Here is a 2275-nt window from a genome sequence, read left to right as displayed (position 1 = left end):
GGCGTCAGCGGCGAGATGGTGCGCGACCTCATGCTGGCCTGTGTCGAACGGCGATTCAACGCCCTGCGGGCACCGCACCCCGTTCAATGGTTGGCGGATAACGGCTCCGCCTATGTCGCCCGTGAGACGCTAGAATTCGCCGCTGCGCTGGCCCTGGTGCCATGCTTCACACCGGTTCGCAGCCCGGAAAGCAACGGGGTCAGCCTGCGGTCTAATCGAGTACATTCCGAGGCGGCGGACCGCTTGTGCTGACTCGTTTGCTCGTTTCAAACCCACGGCAGAGGGCGTTCCCGGCCTTCGTTGTGTCAATCAAGACAGAACGTCTGTCCGTCGGATCTGACGAACGACGAACTAGCTTGTGGTTCTCCAGAACGTCCACGGCGCGAGAGATCGCGGGCTTGTGCGTCCCAACCGCCTCCGACAGGCCCCTCACGGTATGAGGGCCGGGAGTCGTATGGCAGGTAAGGAGCGTGCCGAGTTGACGGAGCGTCAAATTCGAACCCTTCGAACGCACCATAGCTACGACGCTGTCTCTCAGCCATACCAAGAGCGCGTCTTCGGAAGTTGGTTCTGTTATCAGAAAATGCTGCTCTTCGGTTGCCGATTGTTAAAAGCGGGCTGCCGGAATCGAACCGACACCTTCGGTTAGGACAACCGCTGCAAGACCACTCTGCTACGCCCACCCAAGCTTTCAAAGCATGAGGTGGCGGCCCGGTAATTTTGACTCCGCCTTTCGGACATACGCCTTAGGACTTTCGGCCGCCTGGTTCTTCGCTACTTCGTTCCGGCGCCACCGGCCCCTCCAGCGCCTGCCCCACCCGCACCTGCCGATGCGACAGCAGCCGAACTGGCACCTGCTCCAGTCGCACCGCCGGCTCCGGTGCCCTGAGCGGCCCCGCCGTTAGTCGGGCTACCGCTAGAGGAGCCAAACATCCCGCACCCGCCGAGTGCAAATGGAATCGCTATGGCCGCCACGCGGAGGCAGCGAAGTGTTGTGGTCGCCATGCACATTCTCCTGGGCTGGGTTCGGAGTCCGGGCTCGCCTAGAGCAGGCGCAGACGTCCCGCCAAATACGCGACACCAAAGATGACCAGCGCTGCCGTCAGAGGCTGATCCCGGATCAACTCTGCAGCATCCCCCAGTATGCTTTCCGCCTGGCCACGCACCTGATTAGCCTTGCCACGAATCTGGGTGCTGGTGTCGCCGGTCAGACCGCCGGCAGCATCCTGCACCTTGCCCTTGATGTCATCGACCGTTCCACTGAACTTGTTCTCGCTCATGTGCATCTCCTGGGAAGGCCATCCACCTGGGGATATAATCGTTCTTTAGCAACGCCCTCATCTAGGCGCGTGGGCATTCACGAAGATGCGAGAGGCAGCATGCCCGGCGAGAAAAGCGGTAACCGAGATGGATGAATATCCCAGAGACGCACGAGCTATCATTGCTTGTCGATCGGGATCGTCACTGGGGACAAATATGCCTGGCTATCACGCCGAAGTATCTGAGCCAGGGGCTGGATCACCAACAGCGCGCCGTTCCTTCGCGACACTGGACGGTGCACTGGATTGGGTGATGTGGAGGAAAGTCGATAATCCTGACCTTATCGGCCGCATTGAAACGGACGATTGCATCACTGACCATCGACAAGCGATGGCGCGTCTACATCACGTCAGTCTTGCTCATCGGGCGTAATCCCCTCGCTCCAGGCTTCCACAAGACCGCCACTTGAATCTCGCAGGCCGGTATGCAGAGCCGCCAACCGTGCTGCGTCGCGCAGTGACCAAGCACCGGCTTCGGCATGTTCCGGGGTCCAGAACGGGTGAGCGGTCGGGTCAGCTGGAGCTTTCAAAAACAGAGGGACGCCTTCGGTGCTCTGCTGAACCACTCTGTGCGTACCATCCGGCGGCGGCGTAGCCGTATCGTCGGGCCACCATTCTTCGCTCACCTGCGCCTCCGCCCCTTTTGTTCGACCACATACTGCGGGCGAGTTTTTAAAAGGTCCTGACCCAGCAGTAGGCCCGCCACTCCTGCGGCCAGCAAGACCGTTCCCTTGTTACGACGGAAAGCGGAGCGGCTAGTCTCAAGCATGGCCCTCGGCGGCGGCAGCGTGGATAGACTAGCAGCTGCCGCGGACCTGGGCGCATCGCGTTGCGCCCGCGTCTTCTTGCCGGCCTTTGACTGCAGGATTCCGATCAGCAACACGGTGATTGCGAGTAGAAGCATTGCCGCCGCTGTGATAATTGCAGCCCAGAGAGGTCCAAGTCGTTCCTGCACC

At 60.8% G+C, this 2275-nt stretch carries 4 protein-coding genes, 1 tRNA gene and 1 pseudogene; 1 reads left to right on the top strand and 5 read right to left on the bottom strand.

Features of this window, described 5'->3' with window-relative positions; translation table 11 throughout:
- A pseudogene (locus tag GSQ83_RS17995) lies at positions 1–204 on the top strand (IS3 family transposase); the annotation flags it as partial.
- A 7-nt stretch (positions 205–211) separates the two neighbouring features.
- On the opposite strand, the gene GSQ83_RS31390 reads toward GSQ83_RS17995, so the two are convergent.
- The 5 genes from GSQ83_RS31390 to GSQ83_RS30005 form a co-directional block, all read right to left on the bottom strand.
- Positions 212–517, bottom strand: coding sequence for a MarR family winged helix-turn-helix transcriptional regulator (locus GSQ83_RS31390; RefSeq protein ID WP_371418034.1), 306 nt, complete (start codon positions 515–517; stop codon positions 212–214).
- Positions 518–612: 95 nt separating this feature from the next.
- A tRNA-Gly gene (locus GSQ83_RS17985) sits at positions 613–683 on the bottom strand.
- A 360-nt stretch (positions 684–1043) separates the two neighbouring features.
- Positions 1044–1280 carry a CsbD family protein gene (locus GSQ83_RS17980; RefSeq protein ID WP_158804278.1) on the bottom strand — a complete coding sequence of 79 codons (237 nt, stop codon included), beginning with the start codon at positions 1278–1280 and terminating at the stop codon, positions 1044–1046.
- Positions 1281–1669: 389 nt separating this feature from the next.
- Positions 1670–1945 (bottom strand): hypothetical protein, encoded by a 276-nt coding sequence (locus tag GSQ83_RS17975; protein ID WP_158804277.1) that lies wholly within the window; start codon positions 1943–1945, stop codon positions 1670–1672.
- Positions 1942–2275, bottom strand: a 334-nt coding sequence (locus tag GSQ83_RS30005) for a hypothetical protein (RefSeq protein WP_216850319.1), incomplete at its 5' end; no start/stop codon positions are given. The genes GSQ83_RS17975 and GSQ83_RS30005, both read right to left, overlap by 4 nt.

Source organism: Acidisoma sp. L85 (assembly GCF_009765865.1).
Lineage (GTDB): Bacteria > Pseudomonadota > Alphaproteobacteria > Acetobacterales > Acetobacteraceae > Acidisoma.
This window is presented reverse-complemented; position numbering and strand designations above follow the sequence as displayed.

Excerpts from the sequence above, each read along its gene's own strand:
- GSQ83_RS17980 (WP_158804278.1), bottom strand. The coding sequence starts at position 1,280 with ATGAGCGAGAACAAGTTCAGTGGAACGGTCGATGACATCAAGGGCAAG.
- GSQ83_RS31390 (WP_371418034.1), bottom strand. The coding sequence starts at position 517 with ATGGTGCGTTCGAAGGGTTCGAATTTGACGCTCCGTCAACTCGGCACG.